This window comes from Luteimonas aestuarii (assembly GCF_004357985.1).
Taxonomy (GTDB): domain Bacteria; phylum Pseudomonadota; class Gammaproteobacteria; order Xanthomonadales; family Xanthomonadaceae; genus Luteimonas; species Luteimonas aestuarii.
The window spans coordinates 40,817-60,094 of record NZ_SMTF01000013.1 but is presented as its reverse complement, the minus strand read 5'-3'; the positions used below and the strand labels follow the sequence as shown (position 1 = coordinate 60,094).

Annotated in this window: 13 protein-coding genes; 10 read left to right on the top strand and 3 right to left on the bottom strand. The window is 70.1% G+C overall.

Annotated elements, in window-relative coordinates; genetic code table 11:
• Window positions 1-71 precede the first annotated feature (71 nt).
• The 8 genes from E2F46_RS13715 to pbpC all read left to right on the top strand — a co-directional run bounded on the left by E2F46_RS13715 (window position 72) and on the right by pbpC (window position 15,726).
• Complete coding sequence (locus tag E2F46_RS13715; RefSeq protein ID WP_133323024.1) at window positions 72-884, top strand: CPBP family intramembrane glutamic endopeptidase; 813 nt, start codon at window positions 72-74, stop codon at window positions 882-884.
• A gap of 155 nt (window positions 885-1,039) precedes the next feature.
• On the top strand, window positions 1,040-5,971 hold the full coding sequence (locus E2F46_RS13710) for an alpha-2-macroglobulin family protein (protein ID WP_133323021.1): 4,932 nt from the start codon (window positions 1,040-1,042) through the stop codon (window positions 5,969-5,971).
• Window positions 5,972-6,114: 143 nt separating this feature from the next.
• Complete coding sequence (locus E2F46_RS13705; protein WP_133323019.1) at window positions 6,115-7,368, top strand: efflux RND transporter periplasmic adaptor subunit; 1,254 nt, start codon at window positions 6,115-6,117, stop codon at window positions 7,366-7,368.
• A 19-nt stretch (window positions 7,369-7,387) separates the two neighbouring features.
• On the top strand, window positions 7,388-8,149 hold the full coding sequence (locus tag E2F46_RS13700; protein ID WP_133323017.1) for an ABC transporter ATP-binding protein: 762 nt from the start codon (window positions 7,388-7,390) through the stop codon (window positions 8,147-8,149).
• The gene (locus E2F46_RS13695) at window positions 8,146-10,572 is read left to right on the top strand and encodes an ADOP family duplicated permease (protein WP_133323015.1); all 2,427 of its coding nucleotides are present in this window, start codon (window positions 8,146-8,148) and stop codon (window positions 10,570-10,572) included. Before E2F46_RS13700 ends, E2F46_RS13695 begins: the two co-directional genes overlap by 4 nt.
• 34 nt (window positions 10,573-10,606) lie before the next feature.
• The gene (locus E2F46_RS13690; protein ID WP_133323013.1) at window positions 10,607-12,016 is read left to right on the top strand and encodes a sigma-54-dependent transcriptional regulator; all 1,410 of its coding nucleotides are present in this window, start codon (window positions 10,607-10,609) and stop codon (window positions 12,014-12,016) included.
• Window positions 12,017-12,821: 805 nt separating this feature from the next.
• Window positions 12,822-13,325, top strand: a complete 504-nt coding sequence (locus E2F46_RS17715; RefSeq protein WP_243720446.1) for a sensor histidine kinase — start codon at window positions 12,822-12,824, stop codon at window positions 13,323-13,325.
• A complete protein-coding gene (pbpC, locus tag E2F46_RS13680) occupies window positions 13,318-15,726 on the top strand; it encodes a penicillin-binding protein 1C (RefSeq protein WP_133323009.1) in 2,409 nt (802 codons plus the stop codon). The genes E2F46_RS17715 and pbpC overlap by 8 nt, the downstream gene beginning before the upstream one ends.
• A 27-nt stretch (window positions 15,727-15,753) precedes the next feature.
• Here pbpC and E2F46_RS13675 read toward each other — a convergent pair whose 3' ends face one another.
• Window positions 15,754-16,230, bottom strand: a complete 477-nt coding sequence (locus E2F46_RS13675; protein ID WP_133323007.1) for a peroxiredoxin — start codon at window positions 16,228-16,230, stop codon at window positions 15,754-15,756.
• A 142-nt stretch (window positions 16,231-16,372) separates the two neighbouring features.
• Between E2F46_RS13675 and E2F46_RS13670 the strand changes: the two genes are divergently transcribed.
• Both E2F46_RS13670 and E2F46_RS13665 read left to right on the top strand, forming a co-directional pair.
• Window positions 16,373-16,837, top strand: coding sequence for an Hsp20/alpha crystallin family protein (locus E2F46_RS13670; protein WP_133323005.1), 465 nt, complete (start codon window positions 16,373-16,375; stop codon window positions 16,835-16,837).
• 71 nt (window positions 16,838-16,908) lie between these two features.
• Entirely contained in the window at window positions 16,909-17,805 is an 897-nt protein-coding gene (locus tag E2F46_RS13665; RefSeq protein ID WP_133323003.1) for a DnaJ C-terminal domain-containing protein, read from the top strand.
• Between the two features lie 26 nt (window positions 17,806-17,831).
• Here the strand turns inward: E2F46_RS13665 and E2F46_RS13660 are convergent, their stop codons facing one another.
• Window positions 17,832-18,215, bottom strand: a complete 384-nt coding sequence (locus E2F46_RS13660) for a response regulator (protein WP_133323001.1) — start codon at window positions 18,213-18,215, stop codon at window positions 17,832-17,834.
• Window positions 18,216-18,278: 63 nt separating this feature from the next.
• Window positions 18,279-19,271, bottom strand: a complete 993-nt coding sequence (locus E2F46_RS13655) for an acrylyl-CoA reductase family protein (RefSeq protein ID WP_133322999.1) — start codon at window positions 19,269-19,271, stop codon at window positions 18,279-18,281.
• Window positions 19,272-19,278: the final 7 nt, after the last annotated feature.

Sequence of the window (19,278 nt, the reverse complement as noted above, 5' to 3'; positions counted from 1 at the left end):
GCCCATCCATCGCGCCAGCGCGCCGCGTCCCGATACGGGCGTCGCGCTGGCGATGAACGAAGGGGAAGGGGATGTTCGAGAGTGCCATGACGCCGGCGGAAGGCATCGCACCGGGGCCCGTCGCCCTCGTGCTGACGACTGCATTGCTGGCATGGCTGGCGATTGGCGAGGCCATTGCGGGCCGTGTGTCTTTCCGCCGTTTTCTCGATGACCTGGCGGCTGGCGTGCCCGATGCGCGCAGCCGGCTCTATCGCAGCTGGACTCGCTGGTCCTGGGTGTTGGCCGCGGGCGTGCTGCTGCTGGCGGCACTCGCGCCGGGATTCGGGCTGGCGCGGCTCGGCATCGCCTGGCCGCAGTGGTCCAGCCTGGCTGCGGCATCGGCGGGCTCCGGTTTCATCAAGGGCGTATTGATCGGCACGGTGCTGATGCTGGTGGTCTCGATCGTCGCGGGTGGGGTGGCCGTCAACCGATTGCGCCGCGAGGGCGCGGCGCCGGCACCGGAGGCGGCCAACCATGCCGTGACCGCATTGCTGCCGCGCAGTCGCCGCGAGCGCCGCGGCTACGCATTCCTGTCGCTGACGGCGGGCGTGACCGAGGAGATCGTGTACCGGGGCTTCGTGCTGGCCGCGATGGTGGTGCTGCTGCCGCCGCTTCCGGCCTTGGCCTACCTGCTGCTCAGCGGGGTGGTGTTCGGACTGGCCCACGCCTACCAGGGACGCGCCGGCGTGGTCACGACCGGCATCATCGGCGTCCTGTTCATGGGTGCCTACCTGGCCACCGGCAGCCTGCTGCTGCCCATCGCCTTGCATGTGCTGATGGATCTGAACGGACTGCGGCTGCACGCGCAGCCGGACTCGCCGCCGGCCGGGACGCATCGCGACTGAGGCGCGGCTGGCGCCGGTGGGGAATGTCACCCGGCCCCACGACTGCAACGACGCATGCGCGCGCGAAGGGATGGCGCCAGTTGCGATACCGCTGCTTCAGTGCGCCACATCGTCCGTTCCGCGCTGTCTATACTGCGGCCGACATCGGAGGATTTATGCGGCTGACGGCGCGGACGACGGATCGGGGCAGCGTTCGATGGGTGGCGCTGCTGTGCATGGTGGCGATGGCGCTCGCCGTCGGTGGGTGCAAGCGCAACGAGTCCGGGCAGTTGCCCGGCTTGTCCGGAGAGGCGATCCGGGCCGAGCGCGAGGTGGTCGAAGGCTTCGGCCTGGTCCGTGCATGGCCTGACCAACGTCGTGGCGAGCTGGCGATCGCGCTGGAATTCTCGCAGCCGCTGGTCGGCACCCAGGACTTCGACGCGCTGGTGTCGTTCGAAACGCGGCCCGGCCGCGACGGCGGGTGGTCGCTGGATGAGGACGGCAGGACCCTGCGCTTCCCGTTCGCCGAGCCCAACCGCGATTACGTGCTTCGCATTTCCGGCGCGCTGACCGCTGCGGATGGCACCACGCTGGGCGAGGACATCGAACGCAAGGTGTTCACCGGCGAGCTCGAGCCGCTGGTGGGCTTCGCGTCGCAGGGCAGCGTGCTGCCGGTCAAGGACTCGCGCGGCCTGCCGGTGGTATCGATCAACGTGCCCGAGGTGGACGTCGAGTTCCTGCGAGTCGACGAGAAATCGCTCCCGAAGTTCTTCGCCGAATACCAGCGTGCAGGCCGTCGCGGCAGCTGGGAACTGGAAGCCGATTACGGCGAGCGCACGCCGCTGTCGCGGATGGCGGAGCCGGTGTACGTCAACCGTTTCGTGCTGGGTGGCGAGCGCAACGAGCGGGTGCTGACCTACCTGCCGGTGCAGGGCATCGCCGAGCTGCAGCAGCCGGGCCTGTATTTCGCGGTGATGAAACGCGCCGGCAGTTTCAACGACCAGTTCGAGACGGCGTTCTTCACCGTCAGCGACATCGGCCTGCACCTGCGCGCGTACCAGGACAAGGCTTTCGTGCACACGGCATCGCTGCAGGGCGGCGAGGCTTTGGGCAAGGTGGCGCTGCGCATCCTCGATGCCCGTGGCGAGACGATCTTCCGCGCCGAGACCGACGGCAACGGCAATGCGCTGATCGACTACACCCTGGATGCGGCGCACGTGCTGGTGGCGACGCGCGGCAACGATGTGTCACTGCTGCCGTTCAACCAGCCGGCGCTGGACCTGTCGGAGTTCGCGGTCAGCGGTCGCGGGCAGGCGTGGTTCGACGTGTTCGCCTGGTCCGGGCGCGACCTGTACCGGCCCGGCGAGACGGTGCGCGTCTCGGCCCTGCTGCGCGACCGCGACGGCAAGCCGGTGCAGGCGCAGGATGGCAAGACGCAACCCTTGTTCGTGCGGTTGAAGCAGCCCGACGGCAAGACCTTCTTCGAAAGCCGCATGCAGTCCGGGGAGCAGGGCTATTTCCGGTTCGAGAAGGAAGTGCCGGTCGATGCGCCGACCGGGCGCTGGCAGGTGGAGTTCCGCACCGACCCGGCCAGCCGCGAGGCGGTGCAGGGCATGACGCTGCGGATCGAGGAGTTCCTGCCGGAGCGGATGAAGCTGGACCTGGAATCGGCCGATGCCGTGCTCAAGCCCGGCCAGCCGTTGCGGCTGGAGGCGGTGGGCGCCTACCTCTACGGCGCGCCGGCGGCGGGCAACCGCTTCACGGCGCGGCTGGCGGTGGCGGTGGAACAGCATCCGGTCGAATCGATGCCGGGCTATTTCTTCGGCGATCCCACGATCACGCTGCCGCGCGATGCCAGCGACGTCGTCGACGCGACGCTGGACGGGCAGGGACGCCTGCGCCAGGACATCGCCTTGCCGGAGGACGTCAAGGCGACCACGCCGGTCGCCGCGGTGGTCTCGGGCAGCCTTTTCGAGACCGGCGGGCGCAGCGTCAACCGCACGCTCAAGCGGGTGCTGTGGCCAGCCGATGCGCTGGTCGGCATCCGTCCGTTGTTCGACGACAAGGAAGGCACCGACGCCAACGGCACGCCGCGCTTCGAACTGATGCGCGTGGGCAGCGACGGCACGCCCCGGCCTGCGACGGGACTGCAGGTGAAGCTGGTGCGCGAACATCGCGACTACCACTGGGCGCACGACGACGAGGGCGGCTGGCGTTACGACTTCAGCCGTCGTTTCGAGGACGTGCAGACGCGCACGCTCGACGCCGGCACCACCGCCACCCGCTTCGACTTCCCGGTGGAGTGGGGCGAGTACCGCATCGACGTGTTCGATCCGCAGACCAGGCTGACCACGCGCTATCCGTTCCGCGCCGGCTGGAGCTGGAACGACGACAACCGCGGGCTGGATGCGCGCCCGGACAAGGTCAAGCTGGCATTGGACAAGACCGCCTACCGCGCCGGCGACACGCTGAAGGTCACGGTAACGGCGCCACACCCAGGCAAGGGGCTGCTGATCGTCGAGAGCGACGAAATGCATTACGTGCAGGCCATCGACGCGCGTCCTGGCAGCACGTTCGAGATCCCCGTCACGGAGGCGTGGGAGCGACACGATGTGTACGTGACGGCGCTGGTGTTCCGCGGCGGCAGCGCGGCCAGCAAGGTCACCCCGGCACGCGCCGTGGGCGTGGCCCACGTGCCGATGGATCGTCGCGACCGGCGCGTTTCCGTGGGCCTCAACGTGCCCGAGCGCGTGCGCCCGGAAGGCCCGATGCAGGTGGTGGTGAGCGCGCCGCAGCTGGCGGGGCAGGTGGCCTATGCCACGGTGTCGGCGGTCGACGTCGGCATCCTCAACATCACCCGGTTCCCGGTGCCGGATGCGGCGCGGCACTTCTTCGCGCAGCGCCGGCTGGGCGTGGATGCCTACGACCTGTACGGCCGCGTCATCGAAAGCTTCGAGGGCGGCACGGCACGCATCCGCTTCGGCGGCGACATGGCGCTGGCGGCGCTGCCGCAGGCGCGGCGCCCGACCGCGCGCGTGCAGACCGTGGACCTGTTCGCCGGCCCGGTGAAGCTGGATGCGCAGGGCAATGCGGGGGTCACGCTGGACCTGCCGGACTTCAACGGCACGCTGCGGGTGTCGGCACTGGTGTACACGGCCGACCGCTACGGCAGTCGCGACCGCGAGACCATCGTGCGCGCGCCGGTGGTGGCCGAAGCCAGCATGCCGCGCGTGCTGGCGCCGGGCGACCGCAGCATGGTCACGCTGGACCTGACCAATTTCACCGGCCGTGCGGGCGAGTTCGACGTACGCGTCGAAGGCATCGGTCCGCTCGCGGTGGGCGAGGGCACGCGCAAGGCATCGCTCGCCGTCGACGGCAGGGCGACGCTGGAGTTCCCGCTCACCGCGCGCGAAGGCTACGAGGTGGCGAAGGTGCGGGTGCGCGTCGCCGGCAACGGTGTGCGGATCGACCGCAGCTATGACCTGCCGGTGCGGCCGGCGTGGCCCACCGTGCTGCGCGCACGCGCGATGACGATCGATCCGTTGGCGCCGGTGACACTGGACGCAGCGCTTGCAAACGGCCTGATGCCCGGTTCGGTGACGGCGCAGATGTCGTTCAGCGCGATGCCACCGATTCCGTTCGCCAGCGCGATCCGCGGCGCGCTCGACTACCCCTATGGCTGTGCCGAGCAGACCACCAGCAAGGGCTACGCTGCGCTGCAGCTCGACCAGGCCACCGCCGCGGCGCTGGGGATCAACGACGTCGACACCGCGCGGCGCCGGCAATACGTCGAGGGCGCGTTCGGCCGGCTGGCGTCGATGCAGGTGCAACGTGGGCACTTCTCGATGTGGGGCAGCGATGGCAGCGTCGATCCGGCGTTGACGCCGTACATCGCCGAGTTCCTGCTGGATGCGCGCGAGCAGGGCTTCGCGGTGCCCGACGGCATGTTGCAGCGGGCGCTGGAACGGCTCAACGAGGACCTGCTGTCCGGCGGCAACGAGTTCTACGGGCGCAGCCATCGCCAGCACCTCAAGTTCGCCTACCAGGCGCATGCCGGGTACGTGCTGGCGCGGGTCAACCGCGCGCCGCTGGGCACGCTGCGCGCGCTCTACGACAACGATCGTGGGCACGCGCTGACCGGACTGCCATTGGCGCACCTGGGCCTGGCCCTGTCGCTGCAGGGCGACCGCCAGCGCGGCGACAAGGCGCTGGAGGATGCGTTCGCGCTGCGCCGTGATCGCCCCGGCTACCTCGGCGACTACGGCAGCCCGCTGCGCGACCGTGCGCTGATGATCGCGATGACCCACGAACGTGGCCTGGCGAAGCCCGCGTGGGACGCGCAGGCCATCGCCATCGGCCGCGACCTCGACGCGCGCCGCAGCCGCGGCTGGATGTACCTGAGCACGCAGGAACAGATCGCATTGGCGCGGCTGGGCAAGGCGCTGATGGCCTCGCAGGACAAGCGCGTCTCGGGCACGCTGCGCACCGGCAGCGACGCCGAATCCGTCGGCGAGGCGCGCATCATCGGTCGGCGCTTCGACTTCGAAGCGCTGTCGCGTGGCGTGCGCTTCGAACCACGGGGCACGCCGCCGCTGTTCGCCAGCATCGAGGTCGCCGGCGTGCCGCGCGAGGCGCCGGCCGCCGATTTCGGCACGCTCAAGGTCGAGCGCCGCTGGTACGGCACCGACGGCAAGCCGTGGACGCCGGGGCCGCTGAAGGAAGGCGAGGCGCTGATCGTCGGCGTCGAGATCAGCTCGGACGTGGACATGCCCGATGCGCTGCTGACCGACCTGCTGCCGGCGGGGCTGGAGATCGAGAACTTCAACCTGGGCGATGCGAAGCAATGGGCGGACGTGGTGGTGGCCGGCATCGCCATCAACGAACGCGCCAGCGCCGCCGATGTGCGCCACGAGGAGTTCCGCGACGACCGTTACGTCGCCGCGCTGCGCCTGTCGCGTGGCGGAACCGCCAGGGTGTTCTACCTCGTGCGCGCAGTGTCGCCGGGCACCTACACCGCACCGCCGCCGCTGGTCGAGGACATGTATCGCCCGGACCTGCGCGGCGTGGGCCGCTCGGTGCCGGCGACGATCACGGTGGTGCAGCCCTGATCCGGTGACGGCGCAGGCGTACGATTCCGGACACGGCGTCCGGAACCGTACGTGTCCAGCGAGGAGATTCCGCGGCACCGTCTTTCGGATCAATCGTTTATGCGATCCGGCCGGTTGGCACGGGGATTGCTCATCCTCAGGGCATGGATATCGCGAAGACCCGTGGCGGCCCGGCATGGCGCCGTCCGAGGAACCTCTGGATCGTTGCCGCGGCGTTGGCCCTGTCGGCGCTCGCGTGGCTGCTGTGGGGGCTGGACCGCGCGGCGCCCTCGGTGTCGGCCAAGGACCTGTGGATCGATACGGCGCGGCAAGGCGAGATGCTGCGCGAGATCCGTGCCGTCGGCACGCTGGTGCCACGCAACATGCGCTGGGTCACCGCCCGTGCCACTGCGACCGTGCAGGACGTTCTGGTGGAACCGGGCACGAGGGTCGAAGCCGATACGCCGATCCTGCGCCTGGCGAATCCGGAACTGGAAGCGAATCTGCGCAAGGCGGAAGCGGCGCTGGCGGGCGCGGAGGCGGACGTGATGGCGATGCGCACTTCGTTGCGTTCGCAGTGGCTGGACCAGCGCTCGCAGCTCGCCCAGATCGAGGCGGAATGGCGCATCGCCGAAGTCAGGGCGCAGGCCAACGAGCGTGCCCATGCCGCGGGCGTGATCTCGGCCATCGAATTGCGGCAGAGCCAGATCACGGAAGCGCAGAACCGGGAGCGTTCGGAGATAGAACGGCAGCGGGTGGACACGTTCGGCGAGAACATGGCGGCCCAGTTGCAGGCGGCGCGGGCGCGCCGCGACGAGGCCGCGAGCCTGCTGGCGATCGCGCGGCAGCAGGTGGAGGCGCTGGATGTGAAGGCCGGTATCGACGGCATCCTGCAGCAGGTCGAGGTGGAGGCCGGGCAGCAGGTCGAGATGGGCGCGATGCTCGCGCGCGTCGCTCGTCCCGGCGAGCTCATCGGCCGCCTGCAGGTGTCCGAGGTGCTGGCCAAGGATCTTGCGCTCGACCTGCCCGCGACCATCGACACCCGCAACGGCATCGCCGAGGCGCGCGTGTCGCGCATCGACCCGGCGGTCGTGGGCGGCAGCGTCGTGGTCGACGTGTCGTTTCCTGGCGAACTCCCCGCGGGTGCGCGGCCGGACCTGTCGGTCGAGGGACGCATCCGCCTCGGCCGACTGGAGGACGTGGTCAGCCTCGCGCGTCCGCCGCTGGCGGTGCCGGGCAACGCCTCCTCGCTGTTCGTGCTCGATGCCGACGGCAGGGCCGCGCGTCGCGTGCCCGTCCGCTACGGCGCCGCGTCCAGCGACCGCATCGAAATCGTCGAGGGCTTGCGCCCAGGCGACCGCGCCATCTTGTCCGACACCAGCCAATGGGACGACTACGACGTCCTGCGCCTGCGCTGACCATCCAGAGGAAGACCGCATGACCACGACCACAGACCGTCCCGACGCCCCGCTGATCCGCCTGCAGGGCGTGCGCAAGGTGTTCCATACCGACGAGATCGAGACCCATGCGCTGTCCGACATCGCCCTGGACATCGCGCAGGGCGAGTTCGTCGCCATCACCGGGCCGTCGGGCTGCGGAAAATCGACGTTGCTGTCGATCCTTGGCCTGCTCGACCAGGCCAGCGGCGGCCGCTACCTGCTCAAGGGCCATGACGTGGCGGCCCTGGACGGGCGTCGTCGCTCGCAGGTGCGCAACGGCGAGATCGGCTTCATCTTCCAGGCGTTCAACCTCATCGCCGACCTCAACGTCGAGGAGAACGTGGCGTTGCCGCTGACCTACCGCGACGACGTTCCCGCCGACCAGCGCAGGCGCCGCGTGCGCGAGGTGCTGGAACTGGTGGGCATGAGCCACCGCGGCAGGCATTTTCCCGGACAGCTGTCCGGCGGCCAGCAGCAACGGGTGGCGGTGGCGCGATCGCTGGTCGGCGAACCATCGATCCTGCTTGCGGACGAGCCGACCGGCAACCTCGACACCCGCAACGGCGAAACCGTGATGCAACTGCTGGAACAACTGCACGAGAGCGGCACGACGCTGTGCATGGTGACCCACGATCCCGCGTTCGCGCGGCGCGCGCAGCGGGTCGTGCACATGCTCGACGGCCGCATCGTCGACGAGGACGCCTTCGAACGCATGCGCCACGAGCACGATATCCCGGTGCCAGGGGAGGCGCTGGCATGATTCGCGCCGACGTGCTGTTCATGGAACTGGCGCAGGCGTGGCGCGCACTGTTGCGGCGTCCCGGCTACTTCGCGCTCGCGTCGCTGACGTTGGCCTTGGGGGTGGCCGCGGCGACGTCGGTGTTCGCGCTGCTCGACAAGGCGTTGCTGCGTCCCTTGCCCTATCCGGAGCCGGAGCGCCTGGCGATGCTGGGAACGGAGTTCGTCGAAGGTTATGCCAACGCGGCGCCGGGATACCGCACCGCGCTGCGGCGCCTGGACGGCATGGAGTCCATGGGCCTGGTCGCTGGCTTCACCCGCAACAGCAACGTCGCCGTCGGCGACAGCGCCGAAGTGGTGCCGTCGCTGCTTGCCGATGGCGGTTTCCTGCCGACGCTCGGCCTGCCGATGGCCTTGGGGCGCAACTTCAGCGACGACGAGGTCCAGCCGAACGGACCGATGGCGGTGATCCTCGACCACGGCTTCTGGCGGCGGCAGTTCGGCGGCGACCCGTCGGCGATCGGTTCCAGCCTGCAGGTCGAGGGCCGCGCCGTGCCCATCGTCGGCGTGCTGCCGGAACACCTGCAGTGGACCGACCGCTTCGACATCCTGCTGCCGCTGCAGGCGGCTCCGGCCAGCACCAACATGGCGACCAACGAACTCCTGGTCGCCAGGTTGTCGCCGGGGACGCGGATCGAGGGCTTGGGCGCGGCGATCGCGCCGCTGCTGCGCACCGCCTATGCCGACCAGCCCGGCGCGACCGCCGAGGACCTGCGCTGGCTGGACAGCGCGAGCATGGGCGCGAAGCCGCTTTCCAACCTCTTCACCCTGCGCGCGAAGACGCTGTGGATGTTCTTCGCCGCCGCGGCTTGCGTGCTGCTGATCGCGGCGATCAACCTCGGCAACCTGATGCTGGTGCGTGCGCTGTCGCGTTCGCACGCCAGCGCGGTGCGTGCGGCGCTGGGCGCGCCGCAGATGCGGCTGGCATTTCCGTCGATGGCGGAGGCGCTGCTGGTGGGCCTGTGCGGCGCGGCCGCGGGACTGGCGCTGGCGTGGGGCGGGCTGCGCCTGTTCGGCGGCCTGGTACCCGCCGAGTGGTTGCGCGGCGGCGAGCCGGGGCTGACCGTAGCCAGCCTCGCTTTCGCGTTGCTGTGCGCGGTCGCGGTCGCGCTGCTGGGTGCCTTGCTGGGGGCATGGCGCGGACGCATGCGTTCGCTGACGAGCGAACTGTCGGGCGGCGGGCGCGCGGGCTGGAGTCGCGGTGCGGGTCGCCTCGGCCGGGCGCTGGTGGTCGTGCAGGTCGCGGTCGCCTCGCTGCTGCTGATCGGTGCGGGGCTGTTCGCACTCAGCCTGCACCAACTGCTGTCGGTACCGATGGGGTTCGAGAGCCGGCACATCATGACGTTCGCGCTGTCGCCGGTGCGCGAATCGCAGCCGGACCTGGAATCGACGCTCGAACAGACCCGCCGCATCCTGGAAGGTTTCGAACGCCTGCCGGGCGTGGAGGCCGCCACGGTCGGCAACGTGGCGCCGACGCGCGGACAGTTCAACATGGGCTTCGAGTTCCCCGATGGCCGCACGGTCTCGACGCAGTATCGGCTGGTCGGACCAGGCTACGCGGACGCCATCGGCTTGCCGCTGCTGGCGGGCCGCGTGCTGGATGCCACCGACGCGGCGGGACGCGAGCCGGTGGCGGTGGTCAACGCGCAGTTCGCGCGTGCCTTCCTCGACGGCGATGCACTGGGCAAGACGGTGCGACTGTCGTTCGATGGCGCGCCGCCCAGGCGCATCGTCGGCGTGGTCGGCGACACCCGCCAGTTCGGCCCGGCGCATCCGCCGCCGGCGATCCTCTACGCCCCGTTCGCGCAGGCGCCGGAACCGATATGGGCGCTGGTGCGCGGCTACATCCCGCTGCACTACATGGTGCGGCTGAAGCCCGGGGCGAACGTGGGCGAGCGCGAGATCCGCGCGGTCGTCGCACAGGCGTCGCCGGCGCAGCCGATCTCGGGGGTGCAGACGATGGAGGCCGTGGTCGCGGCGACCACCGACGAGCAGAGGCTCAACCTGCTGCTGGTCGGCCTGTTCGCGGCGCTCGCGCTGTTGCTCGCCAGCGTGGGGCTGTACGCGGTGATGGCGGTCGCGGTGGAGGCCAGGCGCCATGAGTTCGGGGTGCGCGCCGCGCTGGGTGCGCCGCCGGGGCGCCTGCTGCGGCAGGTACTGCGCGAGGGCGCGATGCAGGTCGCTTTGGGACTTGCGATCGGGCTTGCGGCGGCGCTGGCGCTGTCGCGCCTGCTGCAGGGCTTCCTGTTCGGGATCGACGTTGCCGACCCGTTCGCCATCGGCACGGTCCTGGTGGTGCTTTCGACTGCCGGCCTGCTCGCCAGCCTCGGGCCGGCGCTGCGCGCCGCGCGGGTACCGCCGATGCAGGCGCTGCGCGCGGACTGACGGATTCCCCGCCGGTAACCGCTAGACTTGCGCCATGCGTGTTCCGGACGAGACGAGCAGGAAAATCGTGTCGCGGATCCTCGTCGTCGACGACCAGCCCGACGTGCGCGAAGCCTTGCGCATGCTGTTGCGCACGGAGGGTTACGAGGCCGTGGGCGCCGCATCTCCGGACGAGGCGCTCGGCCTGCTGCGTGGCGACGGGGGCGAGTTCGCCGCCGCGCTGGTGGACATGAACTACCGCACCGACACCACCTCGGGCGAGGAAGGGCTGGCGCTGGTGACCGGCATCGCCGCCGAACGGCCCGGACTGCCGGTCGTCGCGATGACGGCATGGGGCAGCGTGGAACTGGCGGTGGAGGCGATGCACCGCGGCGCGGCGGACTTCATCGAGAAACCCTGGCAGAACGCACGGCTGCTGAACGTGCTGGAGAGCCGCATCGCGCTGGACCGCAGCCGGCGCGGCGAGCGTCGCCTGAGCGAGGCGCAGTCGCTGGCGCTGCAGGATGCGGGCGACGGTTTCGTCGCCGTGTCCCCATCGATGCGGCGCCTGGTCGGCGAACTGCGCCGGATCGCCGGCAGCCACGCGGGCGTACTGCTGCTGGGCGAGAACGGCACCGGCAAGACCCTGCTCGCGCAGCGGATGCACCAATGGTCGCCGCGGCGCGCGCAGCCGTTCGTGAAGGTGGATGTCGGCGGGTTGGCGCCGACGCTGTTCGAATCCGAACTGTTCGGCCACATGCGTGGTGCATTCACCGACGCCCGCCAGGAACGCGCCGGCCGCTTCGAACTGGCCGACGGCGGCACGCTGTTTCTCGACGAGATCGGCAACCTGCCGCTCGAACAGCAGCCCAAGCTGCTGCGGGCGATCGAGGACGGTGAGTTCGAGCGGCTGGGCTCGGCGCGCACGCAGCGCGTGGACGTGCGCATCATCGCCGCGACCAATACCGATCTTGTCGAGGCGGTGGCGGCAGGTCGTTTCCGCCAGGACCTGCTGTATCGGCTGAACACCTTCCAGATCGTGGTGCCGCCGCTGCGCGAACGCAGCGAGGACATCGTGCCCCTTGCGACGCATTACCTTGCGGCGGCGTGCGCACGCTACCGACGTCCGCTACCGGCCCTGGAGGGCGACGCCGAACGTGCGTTGCTGGCGTATCCGTGGCCGGGCAACGTCCGCGAACTCGCGCACACGATGGAGCGCGCCGCGTTGCTGGCCGATGCGCCGCGATTGCGCGCGGCGGACCTCGGACTGCAGCCGGCGCGGGGCGACGGGTCGCAGGCGATCGAAGCGATGACGCTCGAACAGGCCGAAGCCTGGCTGCTGCGCCGCGCACTGCGCGCGGCAACGGGCAACCTGCAGGCGGCGGCGGATCGGCTGGGCATCACCCGGCAGAGCCTGTACCGACGGCTGGAAAAGCACGGCATCGGCCAAGATGGCGAGGATTGAACCGGAGTACCGGAGACGGCTGCTGACGGCGCTGCCGGCAGTCGCGGTGCTGGCGCTGGTGCTGCTCAGCGGCATTCCCGATCCCGTGCCGGCGTGGTTGCTGCTGCTGATCGTCATCGGCCTGACGCTGGTCGCGGCCTGGGGGGCGGATCGAGGCCGCGGGCAGCGATTGCGCGCGATCTCCAGCCTGCTCGATGCGCTGCATGAAGGCGACTACGGCGTGCGTGGCGCACCGCCGCCGCGCGGTGACGCGCACGCCGGCATCGTCGAGCGCATCAACGGGCTGGCGCAGCGTTTGCACGACGAGCAACGCGGCATGCAGGAAAGCCTGCAACTGCTGGCCAAGACGCTGGCTGCGCTGGATGGCGCGGTATTCGCCTTCGAGCAGGACGGGCGGTTGCGGGTCGTCAACCCGGCGGGCGAAAGGCTGCTGGCGCAGGACGCGCAGGCGCTGCTGGGGAAGAGTGCCGATGCACTCGGGCTCGCGCCGCTGTTCGAAACGCCGAACGGCGGCATCCGCGCGCATGCGTTTCCGGGACAGCAAGGGCGCTGGCAGATCGGTCACGCGGCACTGCGCAGCCGCAGCCAGGCGGGCAGGTTGCTGGTGGTGCAGCCGATGGAGCGCGCGCTGCGCGAGGAGGAGGCGCAGGCCTTCCGCAGGCTGCTGCGCGTGCTTAGCCACGAGATCAACAATTCGATGGCGCCGATCGCGTCGATGTCGGACACGCTCCGGCGCATGTTGCCGGTCGACGGCGCGGCATTGGGCCCCGAACTGGCGCGCGAGTTGCATGGCGGCCTCGGTGTCATCGAGCAGCGTAGCGAGGCGCTGCAACGTTTCCTCGGCGGCTACGCGCGATTGGCGCGGTTGCCGCCACCGCAGGTCCGGCCACTGGATATCGCCCAGCTCTGCAGCCGCGTGCATGGGCTTTTTGCGGGCACGCGTTTCCGGATCGAACCCGGCGAGTCGGCGCGCGTGCGTGCGGATGGCGACCAGATCGAGCAGGTGCTGATCAATCTGGTGCGCAACGCGCTGGAAGCCGATGCGCAGGGCGTGGTGGTACTGCGCTGGCGCCGGGAGGCCGGGCATGCACGGATCGAGATCCTCGACAATGGCCATGGCCTGCCGTCGAGCGACAGCCTGTTCGTGCCGTTCTTCACCACCAAGCCGGGCGGCTCCGGCATTGGACTGGTGCTGTCGAGGCAGATCGTCGAGGCCCAGGGCGGCAGCCTGTCGCTGCGGCCGCGCGATGATGCACCGGGCGCCGTCGCGGACGTCGTGCTGCCGCTCGGCGACGCAATGGATGCGTGAGCCCTTCGTGGACGATGCCGAGCATGCCGTGAGGCCGGGGGGCAGGCGTCGATGGCGGTCGCGGGCACTGTCGTGGCTCCGCTGGGGGACGGCAGCGGCGCTGCTGGCGTTGCTGGCGCTCGATGTCGCGTTCCCGCCGCAACTGCCCAGGGCTCGCGACACCAGCACCCTCGTGGTCGCACGCGATGGTACGCCGCTGCGCGCGTTCGCCGATGCAGAGGGTGTCTGGCGCCATCCCGCCGATCCTTCCAGCGTCTCGCCGCTGTACCTCGAAGCACTGCTGCAGTACGAAGATCGCTGGTTCCGCCGCCATCCCGGCGTGAATCCCTGGGCGCTGGCGCGTGGGGCGTGGCAGCGGGTTGCACATGGCCGCATCGTCTCCGGCGGATCGACGCTGACGATGCAGGTGGCCCGTATCCTGGAGGGCACGCCCGGCAGCACGCGCTCGCCCGGCGGCAAGTTGCTGCAGGTGTTGCGTGCGCTGCAGCTGGAGGCGCATCTGACGAAGGACGAGATCCTCGCGCTGTACCTCGAACGCGCGCCGTTCGGCGGCACGATCGAAGGCGTGGAGGCGGCCAGCTGGGCCTACCTGGGCAAGCCGGCATCGCGGTTGTCGCATGCCGAGGCGGCGTTGCTGGCGGTGCTGCCGCAGGCGCCGACCCGGCTGCGTCCGGACCGCGAACCCGATGCCGCCCGCGCCGCGCGCGACAAGGTGCTCGAACGCATGGCCGCGCGGAACGTATGGAGCCGGACGGAGGTGGATGATGCGCTGATCGAACCGGTGGTGTCGCGCAGCCTGCGCGCGCCCAATGCCGCGGCCTTGCTCGCGCAGCGGCTGCGCGAGCGCCAGCCCCGCGCCGAACGTATCGAAAGCACGCTCGATGCCGGCCTGCAACGGGCGCTGGAAGAACGCGTGGCCGCGTATTTCTCGACGCTGCCCGAACGCACCTCGGCCGCCTTGCTGGTGGTCGACAATGCCACGATGGAGGCGCGCGCCTACGTCGGTTCGGTGGCGTTCGGGGACGCGCGGCGGCTGGGCCATGTCGACATGGTGCACGCCTGGCGCTCGCCGGGTTCGACGCTCAAGCCGTTCCTCTATGGCATGGCGCTGGACGACGGCCTGGTGCATTCGCAGAGCCTGCTGGTGGATGCGCCGCAATCGTTCGGCGGCTACCGTCCCGGCAACTTCGGCGCGGCGTTCAATGGCCCGGTCGGCATGGCGGCGGCATTGCAGCTGTCGCTCAACGTGCCGGCGGTCGACCTGCTGGATCGCGTGGGCCCGGCGCGCTTCACCGCGCGGCTGGACAACGCCGGCATCGCGCTGCGCTTCCCGCGTGGGGCCACGCCGAACCTGGCGCTGATCCTCGGCGGCACCGGTGCGCGGCTGGAAGATCTGGTCGGCGCGCACGCGGCGCTGCATCGCGACGGCATCGCCGGGCGCGTGCGCTACACGCCGGACGATGCGCTGGTCGAACGTCGATTGCTGTCGCCGGGCGCGGCCTGGATCGTGCGCGACATCCTCGAGTCGAACGCGCGTCCCGGCGAACGCAGCGATACCTTCGACACCATGCGTCGCCTGCGCGTGGCCTGGAAGACCGGCACCAGTTACGGCTTCCGCGATGCCTGGGCGCTGGGCGCGACGCGGCGGTACACCGTGGGCGTGTGGGTGGGGCGGCCTGACGGCACCCCCTTGCCGGGGCAGTACGGTGCGATCACCGCGCTGCCGCTGCTGTTCGAAACCTTCGACAGCCTGCCGCGCCTGCCGGGTGACGATGCGCCCGTGCCGCCGCCCGCAAGCGTGGCGGCACGCGAGATCTGCTGGCCGCTGGGACTCGCGGTCGAGGACCAGGCCGACGCGCTGTGCCAGCGGCGGATGCAGGCATGGACGCTCGATGGCGTGGTGCCGCCCACGTTTGCCGAACGCGATGCGCGGCTCTGGAGCGCAGGACGCGAAACCTTCGACGTGGATGCGCACACGGGGTTGCGGCTGTCCGCGGACTGCCGGTTGCCGCACGTGTCGCAACGGCGCGAGATCGCGCGATGGCCAGCGCTGCTGTCGCCCTGGCTGGCGCCGGCGACGCGACGTGCCTCTGCGCTTCCCGCGCTGTCCCCGGACTGCGGCGGCGATGGCCGCGACGCGGTGGAAGCGCTGCGTATCGAAGGCATCAACGCCGGGGCGACGCTGGCGCGCGCACCGGGCAGCGCGCAGGGCGTGCGGCTGTCGCTGCGGGCGCTGGGGTCGGAAGCGCGCATCCAGTGGCTGCTCGATGGGCGATGGATCGCGGAGACACGCGGCACGCAGGGCTTCCAGCGCGAGTTCGACCAACCGGGCCAGCACACGCTGACCGCACTGGCAGACAGCGGTGCCTGGGCGAGCGTGCCGTTCCGGATCGCTCGCTGAGGAGTATCTGGTGGAAGCGTGCTGGCGTCAGAGGTTCGCCAGCACGTTCTCGGCCGAAGACACCTTGAACTCGCCGGGCGCTTCCACGAAGACCTGCTTCACCACGCCATCCTCCGCATACAGGGCGAAGCGCTTGGAACGCATGCCCATGCCGTAGGCACTGGCATCCATTTCAAGGCCAAGTGCGCGGGCGAAGTCGCCGTTGCCGTCGGACAGCATCTTCAGGCCTTTCGGCACGTGCTGGCTGTCGCCCCAGGCCTGCATCACGAAGGGGTCGTTGACCGACATGCAGGCCACGTCCACGCCGCGCTCGCGGAAGGCGTCGAACTGCTCGACGAAACCGGGGAGGTGGCGTTCGGAACAGGTCGGCGTGAAGGCGCCGGGCACCGCGAACAGCACCACCTTGCGGCCTTCGAACAGGGTGGGGGTGTCGATCGACTGCACGCCCTCGTCGATGTGCTTGAGGACCACTTCGGGGATGCGATCGCCGGGCTGGATGGACATGGGCATGCTCCTGTGGGGATGGGGCGAGTGTAGCTGCCCGGCGCGCCTGCGGTATTGGCACCCCTTGAAATCCGGACCGGTGCACCTAGATCGCGGACATGGCCGGCGCACCGGCGCGGGCCCCAGACACGGAGCCAACACGATGAACATCACCCGCTATCGCACCCGTCCGGCGCAAGTGGCGCTGCAGGACGAGATCCGCCAGGTCTTCGACCGCTTCTTCAACGACAACGACACCGATGCCGACGGCTCGGCGGTGGTCACCGCGCAATGGGTCCCGCGCGTGGACATCCGCGAGGAAGCCGAGCGCTTCGTCATCTTCGCCGACCTGCCGGGTATCGATCCGCAGCACGTCGAGGTGCTGATGGACAAGGGCATCCTGAGCATCCGCGGCGAGCGCCGTGCCGAGACCGGCGACGACAACGCGCGATTCTCGCGCGTGGAGCGTGCCCACGGCACCTTCCACCGCCGCTTCGCGCTGCCCGACAGCGCCGACGCCGAAGGCATTTCCGCCAGCGGTCGCAACGGCGTGCTGGAAATCTCGATCCCGAAGAAGCCGGAAACCACGCCGCGCCGGATCGAGGTGGGCGCGGGCGCTTCGCACTGACCGCCCACGCGTTTCGATAGACTGGCGCCCGGCCCGCGCACCATGTGCGGGCCGGTGCGGCTGGAGCGAGCATGCAGTTCAAGGATTACTACGACATCCTCGGCGTCGAGCCGAACGCAGGCGAGGCGGAGATCAAGTCCGCCTATCGCCGGCTGGCGCGCAAGTACCACCCGGACGTCAGCAAGGAGGCCGGGGCCGAGGACAAGTTCAAGGCAGTCAACGAGGCCTACGAAGCGCTGCGCGACCCGCAGAAGCGCGTGGCCTACGACCAGCTGCGCGCGCGCGGATACCGGCCGGGCGACGACGTGCAGCCGCCGCCGGGGGGATTCGGCGGTGGGCCGGGCGGAGTCGATTTCGAGGAGATTTTCGCTGGCGGTGGCGCGGGCGGCGGCTTCAGCGATTTCTTCGAGAGCATGTTCCGTCGGGGTGGCGGCGGTCGCGCGCAGCCACGCGGCCCCCAGCCGCCGGGCGACACCCGCGCCAGGCTCGCCGTCTCGCTGGAGAGCGTGTTCCACGGCGACAGCGTGCGCGTGGGCGTGGGCGGCAAGACGTTCGAGGTGCGCGTGCCGAAGGGCATCCGTCCGGGGCAGGTGATCCGGCTGGCGAAGCAGGGCCAGCGCGGCGGCGACCTGCTGCTGGAGATCGAGTACGCCGCACACCCACGCTTCGAGGTGGACGGACGCAACATCATCTACACCCTGCCGGTGGCACCCTGGGAAGCGGCGCTGGGAGCGACGGTCAACGTGCCCACGCTCGGCGGTGACGTGGAGCTGAAGGTGCCGAAGGAATCGGAGGCGGGCCGCAAGCTGAGGCTGCGTGGCCGTGGCCTGCCAGCGGGGGCGACCGGGACGGCGGGAGACCAGATCGTTGAACTGGAAATCCAGGCGCCCACGCCGCACGACCTCAGGCAGCGCGAAGCCTATGAAAGGATCAGGGAGGCGTTCGCCGACGACTGGCGCCGGCCCTGACGGCGGCGACAGCCATGCGGCGCGGGTCAGCCCTCGTCGGTGGTACCCGCACCAATCGTGCCGAGGATCATCTCGGACAGTTCGGCTTCGCTGAAAGGCTTGGTCAGGTAGGCCTTCGCCCCTTGGCGCATGCCCCAGACGCGGTCGGTGTCCTGGTCCTTGGTGGTTACCAGGATCACCGGGATGTGCTTGGTAGAGGGGTCGCGCGTGAGCGAACGGGTGGCCTGGAAACCGTTGAGGTTCGGCATCACCACGTCCATCAGCACCAGGTCGGGCAACTCACGCTTCGCGACCTCGACGCCCGCAGCACCGTCTTCGGCAGTCAGCGCCTCGTGGCCGAGTTTCTCCACGATGCGGCGGATGCCCATCAGTTGCGACGGCGAGTCGTCGACGATCAGGATGCGCGCCATGAGAGTCCCCGTTGTTGGCTGTCCGGATTGTAACGGCGATGGACGCGCCCGCAAGCCGGATGCCTACAGCGTGACCAGGGTCCGCCCGAAGCCACCGCCGGCGAGCAGGGTGCCGAAGACGTCGGGCAGTTCCGCGAGCGAGGCCTCCCGGGTGCAGATGCGACCAAGGTGGCGCGGCTTCCAGTCGCTGGCCAACCGACGCCAGACCTCGTCGCGCAGGTCGCGTGCGGTACCGGCCGAGGCCACGCCCAGCAGCGAAACACCGCGGATGATGAAGGGCATCACCGTGGCCGGCAGCTCGTGCGAAGCGGCAAGACCGGCGCTTGCGACATTACCGTAGGGCTTGGTCTGTGCAAGCAGGCTGGCCAGCATCGTGCCGCCGACGTTGTCCAGGCCACCACCGAAGCGCGCGGTGTCCATGGGCCGCGTGGTCGCCAGCGCTTCGCGTCCAAGCACTTCGGCAGCGCCGATTTCCTTCAGGTAACCCGCGGCGTCCGGTTTGCCGCTGATCGCATGCACGGCGTAGCCGGCGCTGCTGAAGATATCGACCGCCAGTGAGCCAACGCCACCGGTGGCGCCGGTCACCGCCAGCGGGCCGAGTTCCGGCGACTGCCGGTTCTCGGTCATGCGCAGCAGCGCAAGTGCGGCGGTGAAACCCGCGGTGCCGAGGATCATGCTTTCGCGCAAACTCAGCCCGGCGGGCAGGGGAATGGCCCACTGCGATTCGATGCGCGCGTACTCGGCATAGCCGCCGTCGCGGGTTTCGCTGAGGCCGCAGCCGGTGACGAGCACCGCGTCGCCTTCCTTGAAGGTGGGGTCGCTGGAACGAACGACGTGACCTGCGAGGTCGATGCCGCCGACCAGCGGGAACGAACGCAGGATCTTGCCCTTGCCGGTGCCCGCCAGCGCGTCCTTGTAGTTGACGGACGAGTGCGCGACCTCGACCACGATCTCGCCGGGGGAAAGGGCATCGATCGCCATCTGCTCGATGCCGCCGCGATAGCCGGCGGCGTTGTTGTGGATGCGGAAGGCGTTGAAGCGGTCGGGTGTCGGCATATCTTGG

What these genes read in the sequence shown, in the direction of transcription:
- E2F46_RS13715 (WP_133323024.1), top strand. Translation starts at nt 72, where the DNA reads ATGTTCGAGAGTGCCATGACGCCGGCGGAAGGCATCGCACCGGGGCCC.
- E2F46_RS13695 (WP_133323015.1), top strand. Translation starts at nt 8,146, where the DNA reads ATGATTCGCGCCGACGTGCTGTTCATGGAACTGGCGCAGGCGTGGCGC.
- E2F46_RS13690 (WP_133323013.1), top strand. Translation starts at nt 10,607, where the DNA reads ATGCGTGTTCCGGACGAGACGAGCAGGAAAATCGTGTCGCGGATCCTC.
- E2F46_RS13670 (WP_133323005.1), top strand. Translation starts at nt 16,373, where the DNA reads ATGAACATCACCCGCTATCGCACCCGTCCGGCGCAAGTGGCGCTGCAG.
- pbpC (WP_133323009.1), top strand. Translation starts at nt 13,318, where the DNA reads ATGCGTGAGCCCTTCGTGGACGATGCCGAGCATGCCGTGAGGCCGGGG.
- E2F46_RS13655 (WP_133322999.1), bottom strand. Translation starts at nt 19,271, where the DNA reads ATGCCGACACCCGACCGCTTCAACGCCTTCCGCATCCACAACAACGCC.
- E2F46_RS13675 (WP_133323007.1), bottom strand. Translation starts at nt 16,230, where the DNA reads ATGTCCATCCAGCCCGGCGATCGCATCCCCGAAGTGGTCCTCAAGCAC.
- E2F46_RS13700 (WP_133323017.1), top strand. Translation starts at nt 7,388, where the DNA reads ATGACCACGACCACAGACCGTCCCGACGCCCCGCTGATCCGCCTGCAG.
- E2F46_RS13710 (WP_133323021.1), top strand. Translation starts at nt 1,040, where the DNA reads ATGCGGCTGACGGCGCGGACGACGGATCGGGGCAGCGTTCGATGGGTG.
- E2F46_RS13660 (WP_133323001.1), bottom strand. Translation starts at nt 18,215, where the DNA reads ATGGCGCGCATCCTGATCGTCGACGACTCGCCGTCGCAACTGATGGGC.
- E2F46_RS13665 (WP_133323003.1), top strand. Translation starts at nt 16,909, where the DNA reads ATGCAGTTCAAGGATTACTACGACATCCTCGGCGTCGAGCCGAACGCA.
- E2F46_RS13705 (WP_133323019.1), top strand. Translation starts at nt 6,115, where the DNA reads ATGGATATCGCGAAGACCCGTGGCGGCCCGGCATGGCGCCGTCCGAGG.